Raw genomic sequence first — 6,120 nt, 5'->3', positions numbered from 1 at the left:
AGTATACGGTACATGGACTCTTGCGGATAAAGATAGGCGACCCCTCGGGCCTCCGCAGCACTGCTGACAAACAAAAAGCACCTCCGATTCGAGATCAGAGGTGCTTTCAAAATGTGGGCCCACCAGGGCTTGAACCTGGGACCCCCTGATTATGAGTCAGGTGCTCTAACCAGCTGAGCTATGGGCCCGATTGTAATTGCAATGTCAAAAAGCAATTTCAATCTCAATACGTTGTTCATGGCCTTTTGGGCCGTTACCCATAGCGAAGCGCCTGTCCCGAGCGAAGTCGAGGGAAGCTATGGGCCCGATTGTAATTGCAATGTCAAAAAGCAATTTCAATCTCAATACGTTGTTCATGGCCATTTGGGCCGTTACTCATAGCGAAGCGCCTGTCCCGCGTTGTGTTGAGCTTGTCGAAACAAGCGAAGTCGAGGGAAGCTATGGCCCCCTGTGAAGGGTGTGCAAATGTATAGATTTGATGCCTTTCTGTTCACAAGAAATCTGCCTTGAATTGAAGCCTGTACAGCACAATCAATTGGACCTGATCATCTTCGATCTAGGTGGGGTCATTCTCAACATCGATTATGGCCTGACCCAAAAGGCCTTTGCTGCCCTGGGTCTAGCGGATACGGAGCAGAATTACTCCCAAGCCGCACAGAATGAACTCTTCGATGCCCTCGAGACAGGGCGTATCGATACAGCTACATTTCGTGATGGTCTTCGCCAGATGATGGGACATAGCCCGTCTGACCAGGCCCTGGATGATTCCTGGAATGCCCTCTTATTGGATCTCCCCCTCCATCGCTTGGAGTTCATCCACCGCGTTCATGAGCGCTATCGCACCTGTGTGCTCAGCAATACAAATGCGATCCACATAGCCGAATTCGAACGCAGGATCGAAGATGAGATCGGAATGCAGTACTTCCGCTCGGCCTTTGATGCGGTGTTCTATTCATCCGACATCGGCCAGCGCAAACCGGACAAAGAGGCTTTTCAATACGTGCTTGAGCATTTTGAAGTAGAAGCGCAGAAGGCGCTCTTCATCGATGATTCCGTGCAGCATGTACAGGCGGCAGAAGCCCTAGGGCTGCAGACCATCCATCTCAGACCTGGAGAGGAGATCCATGAGCGGGCTGCTTATTTGATCTCCTGACAGAGTTCTATCAACACTCCGCTGGAATCCTTGGGATGTACAAAGGCGATAAGCTTGTTGTCAGCACCGCGCTTGGGTTCTTCATTCAATAGTCGGAAACCTTCATCACGCAGGCGTTGCATCTCGCTATGGATGTCGTCCACTGCGAAGGCCACGTGATGGATACCTTCCCCTCTCTTGGCCAGGAATTTGGCGATGGGCCCATCTTCGGCTGTGGATTCGAGTAATTCGATCTTGTTGGCACCTACACGGAAAAAAGAAGTGGTCACGCTTTCGCTCTCCACCGATTCCCGCTTATAGGGACCTGTGCCGAACAGCCGGCTATAGATCTCTTCTGATTCCTGAAGGTTGTGTACCGCGATACCGAGATGTTCGATCTTCTGCATGACATGGATTTGTCAGGCAAAAGTAGACGCTTCCTCTCACCTTTTGGTGAAGGACTCCCCGAAGCGGTTGTCGTAGTTGATATAGTAGCGGCCTTTGTCCAGAGCTGCCACATTGACCTCTTTGGAGTAACCGCGCTTGACCAGACGACCGTACTCATCGAATATCTCATAGTGGGTCGAGCCACTGAATGCGATGGAGTTATTGATCTTGCTGCTGGTGATGGTCACCGGTGATTGTCCGGAGGCCTGATAGACGATCTCTTCCGAGTAGCGTCCCTTTCCTTTATTGCTGCGCTGAGCGATGCGGTAGATATTCCGTCCGGAGTGCGCATCCAATTGGAAGGCATAACGGTTGTTCTCCATACGGCCGGTGCCTTGCACTTCACCTACGGTCACCCATTTGTTCCATTTGAATTGCTGGATCTTATACGGGAGTTCACCCATCTCATTGCGGGTCTCCCAATGCAATACACCACTGTCATCCACTTTCATGCTGGTCACCTCATAGGTGCTCTGCGGTAGGACGGCATCGGCATTGAGTACTTTGGGACGGCAGTCATCGTGATGGATGATCTGTACGGTCACCGGATCACCGATATCCAATCCGAGGATGTGCAGATCGATGATGAAAGCGCTGGAATTGATCTCATCGGAAGTGATCTCTCCATTGACCTGGACTTCGTAGACACAGAATCCCACGCCTTTAGGTCCGGTCGGATTCTTCACGTAGAGATCCTTGCCTTGGTAGAAACCATCTATCACAATGGCCTCTGCATGCATCGATGTGCTAGCCAGTAGCACGAAGAGCAGTAGTATGGTGGCAGTCCTTTTCATTTTCATGATCGGTTTAATGGCTTGGATCATTGGGCCAAGGCTAGGCCGTTACTTCCTTTCAATGTTTTTGCACAGTACAACATCCGTTCGATATCCGCTTGTGTGAATTCGCCCATGGGGTCACTCTGTAGGACCACATTGCTTCCTACTCCTGCTAATACGGCTGCGAAGTGAAATTGTTCCATTGTACCATCGGGAAGGCTCTTTTTGAGTAGGAGACTCTGCTCATCTTCGGCCAGTATCTCGTTCTGCCACATCAGGTCATCGGAGAGCTGTCCGCGTATGTCTTTCAGGCTGGTAGGTTCTTCTCGGATAAGCATCTGAAAACGCTTACCCACGCGGATGTTGAGATATCCGGTGACATCATCGAATTCGACCTGAGCATCCACACCTGAGCCGCTCTTATCCGGGACCATCATCTCGGAGAAGGGTCCGTGTGCCGATAGGTCCAATGTAGTCAGTCCCTTTACGGGTTTTGGGGCTTCTTCGGCCACAACTTCTTCACTTACCTGCTCCTTCTCAGAGGAAGTGCCACAGGCAAATAAGGTCAGAAAGGCGAGAATGGCAATAGTCGATCTCATCATGGGTTGTTTTACCATGATGTTTGTACTCGAAAGGGACGAAAAGGTTACATCGGACTATGAGAATACCCTTGGTCCCTGAGCTTGGAGATACAAGGACCTACCTGACCAACGTGAAGTAGCCTTTGAAGGCCTCATTGTTGGCCGGATTCTGGATCACGTAGTAATAGGTCCCCTCAGGTAGACCATCCATATCCCAGTTATTGGTGTAGTTCTTCCGCTCGAAGACCACATTTCCCCAACGATTATAGACGAATACCAATGGGTCATCGAATTTGTCGATGGCTTCGATGTAGAAGAAGTCATTCTCCCCATCGCCATTGGGCGTGAAGACATTGAAGGTCTCTATGATACAAGGTTCTTCCAGCACATAGGCACTACCTATGGACAGCATGCTCGGGCAGATATCGCTGGTCACCACCACTGAATAATCACCTCCGATGGCCGCTTCTTGCACCTGGCCAAAGCCAAGCGTGTAGAGCGTCCCAGCAGAATCCACACTCCACAGATAGCTGACCGGGATATCGAAAGGCTGGTCCACTACAGAAATCGGATTGCCCTCACCGATACATATCTCTATACTATCCGGGTCGATGGTGGCATCTGGATAAGGAGGGAAGAATACCTCAACGGTCTCCTCGGTCTGGCAGAAGAAGTCCGAATAGGTGAAGGTGTAATCTCCTGCCGATAAGGCCACGGCATCCCCGTTGATGTCGGCCGGAAGGAAGATGATGCTATCAGAAGGGCTGTAGGTCCATACTCCACCCTGCAGGCTGGAGAAGACCTGTAGTTCTGTGGTCAAGTCACAGGCAGGACTGGTCGCAGCGACCGAACTGGGTTCGATTACCGTTAGAACGACCGTTGTGTCATAGGAGCATTCGAAATCATCGGTCACATGGAAGGTGTAGCTGTATTGCCCCAGTGCAGGCGGCTCTACCACGATCAAGGTATCGTTGGAAAGGTCGGGATTGATGGTAGGCTCATCTTCCCAGTAGCCATCTACCATGATGGGTTGATAGTTCTCTACCGTAGGGTCGATAGACGGATTGAATTGCACACCCCATGAGAATATGTAGCCATTATCCGCCCCGATATTATCGGTCACGGTGATGGTCCATTCCCCGTTGATGGGGCATCCGATGAGGTCGGTCAGTGGCTGATCCGGCTCATAGTTCCCTTCCGGGACCTGACTATCTGTATACGTACCAGGGCCATCTCCACTCACGAATTCTATTCCACCCACACAGCCTTCGTCCAGACCGCCTACGGCATCGGCTGTCCAGCAGTATTCGTAGCCTTCACCCGGAGTGATCACCGAGCTTTGACCGTCTACTCCTCCAGTAGCCCAAGGCACACCGAGGTTGCAGGACCCACCGGCCTGGCCTTGGAGTAATATGGTAGTACCGTTGGGACAGGTCAATTCGATATCCAGATCGCCTAGATAGGAGTGCTCCAGTGTAGCGCACACGGCTACGATGTCATCGGGATTCTCCACGGTGGATCCTACCGGAAAATCATCGATGGTGATGGTGGTCTCATAGGAGACCCCACTTCCATCCGGTAAGAAGGTCTGTCCGGCCAGAAATCCCCCACCGATAAATGCCGACTGGATCGGCAATACACCGAAACTCGTAGAGCTATCCTGAGCGACCCCTCCGATCAATGTGGCCGAGCTACCTAGACAGATCGTGTCATTGGATTGGCTCAGAAGACCTGCAAAACTGGGAGTGGTGGAGACCCTCACCTTCAATTCGAATCGCTGTCTGAATCCTTCTGGGTCGGTCACATAGAGTTCTATCGGATATCCGAATTGCTCGGTGTAGGTATTGGTCACGGTAGTCAGGCCATATCCTTCCAACTCGGTACCATCTCCTAGGTCCCACTCGAAAAAGCAGTTCTCATTGGTCTGCTCATAGCCGCTTCCGTCCGAGTAGGGAAAATCTCCATCGGCCACTATGGTGATGGTCTCACCTTGGCAGATATCGATGTATCCAAAATCATCCACTTCGCTCGGAGAGGATGTGAAATTCATGGAATAGGGTTGCCAAAAATTCCCACATCCGAGAGAGGCGGTGAATCCTGGTGCTCCCGGACTGGATGCGCTGGATTCGAAGAGAATGGTCAGGCAGCCTGAAAGATTGTCCAAGGTGGCATTGAGAAAGACCACGGGTAGGGCGTTGAAATCATGCAGCCCGTTGTTGTAGACTCCGAGTATGGGAGAGCTGGTATCCGGTCCATCGAAGATGGTGAGTGCATCCCCACTGGGAATATCGAAGAGATCACCAGCCGTCTCGGTATCAATTAGGAAGGTCGCTGCATTTCCTCCGGCCCCAGGGCAGAAGGTCATGCTGAAGGATTCTCCCGGGCCATAGTTCCCAGCTCCTCCGGCATCGGCCAATGTGGTGGCAATGCTGCAATCCAATTCCACCTCACCTCCATCGGAGATGAGATAATCCTGTGCACTCGTGTGAAGAGCTCCTATGGTCAGGCATAGACAGGCTAGTACTAGATTCTTCATTTCTTCAAGGATTGATAGTAGGCGTTGAATTCTTGTATGAATTGCTTCATGGATTTGACGACCAACATCTGCTGGTGCCCTTCGATCTTCAGGTAGGCGCCCTCTCGATGGTAGCTATCCAGCTCCATGGTGAATCCGTGGAAGGATTCCGGGTCGATGGACACGGTCTCCAGATCGATGAGATAGGGAACCTTCTCTTCAGCCATTGCCATGATCTGGAAAGAGTGGTCCAAGTAATAGTTCCAATAGATGATGCGATCATCACTCATCTTCTCGAGTTGTTCTTGAGAGAATCGCTCGTTCAATCGGGGGTCGGGACTCACTTCTTGCCCGTACATCAGAACGGTCGCAAGTAGGAATGAGATGGTGTAGAACAACTTCATCAGCTAATTCATTTGGGACTCCGAAACTAACAAATAGCAAGCATGACCGAGTGTGAGTGGCGTGCACTCTATGGTCGATCCTTGGGATTCTTGGAGGAGTGATCGGTACATGTGAGCGATCCACAGGAGATAATATGCTGCAAATAGCAGAGTATAGTGCAGGTTGACAAGGCTTGCTTACCTACTTTTGCCGGCCAATGGAGCACATACGTAATTTCTGCATCATCGCCCATATCGACCATGGGAAAAGCACCTTGGCCGATCG

At 51.2% G+C, this 6,120-nt stretch carries 6 protein-coding genes and 1 tRNA gene; 1 reads left to right on the top strand and 6 read right to left on the bottom strand.

What is annotated here, in order from left to right; genetic code table 11:
- Positions 1-114 precede the first annotated feature (114 nt).
- Positions 115-188: transfer RNA gene (locus HKN79_05510), tRNA-Ile, on the bottom strand.
- A gap of 323 nt (positions 189-511) precedes the next feature.
- Between HKN79_05510 and HKN79_05505 the strand changes: the two genes are divergently transcribed.
- Positions 512-1,153, top strand: a complete 642-nt coding sequence (locus tag HKN79_05505; protein NNC83014.1) for an HAD family phosphatase — start codon at positions 512-514, stop codon at positions 1,151-1,153.
- Here the strand turns inward: HKN79_05505 and mce are convergent.
- The 5 genes from mce to HKN79_05480 all read right to left on the bottom strand — a co-directional run bounded on the left by mce (position 1,138) and on the right by HKN79_05480 (position 5,855).
- On the bottom strand, positions 1,138-1,539 hold the full coding sequence (gene mce / locus HKN79_05500; GenBank protein ID NNC83013.1) for a methylmalonyl-CoA epimerase: 402 nt from the start codon (positions 1,537-1,539) through the stop codon (positions 1,138-1,140). The two genes, HKN79_05505 and mce, sit on opposite strands and share 16 nt — an antisense overlap.
- A gap of 36 nt (positions 1,540-1,575) precedes the next feature.
- Positions 1,576-2,373, bottom strand: coding sequence for a hypothetical protein (locus HKN79_05495; protein NNC83012.1), 798 nt, complete (start codon positions 2,371-2,373; stop codon positions 1,576-1,578).
- Positions 2,374-2,399: 26 nt separating this feature from the next.
- Positions 2,400-2,957 carry a hypothetical protein gene (locus tag HKN79_05490; protein ID NNC83011.1) on the bottom strand — a complete coding sequence of 186 codons (558 nt, stop codon included), beginning with the start codon at positions 2,955-2,957 and terminating at the stop codon, positions 2,400-2,402.
- Between the two features lie 97 nt (positions 2,958-3,054).
- Positions 3,055-5,472, bottom strand: a complete 2,418-nt coding sequence (locus HKN79_05485) for a T9SS type B sorting domain-containing protein (GenBank protein NNC83010.1) — start codon at positions 5,470-5,472, stop codon at positions 3,055-3,057.
- Positions 5,469-5,855 carry a hypothetical protein gene (locus HKN79_05480; GenBank protein ID NNC83009.1) on the bottom strand — a complete coding sequence of 129 codons (387 nt, stop codon included), beginning with the start codon at positions 5,853-5,855 and terminating at the stop codon, positions 5,469-5,471. Before HKN79_05480 ends, HKN79_05485 begins: the two co-directional genes overlap by 4 nt.
- Between the last annotated feature and the right edge of the window lie 265 nt (positions 5,856-6,120).

Source organism: Flavobacteriales bacterium (assembly GCA_013001705.1).
Lineage (GTDB): Bacteria > Bacteroidota > Bacteroidia > Flavobacteriales_D > JABDKJ01 > JABDLZ01.
This window is presented reverse-complemented; position numbering and strand designations above follow the sequence as displayed.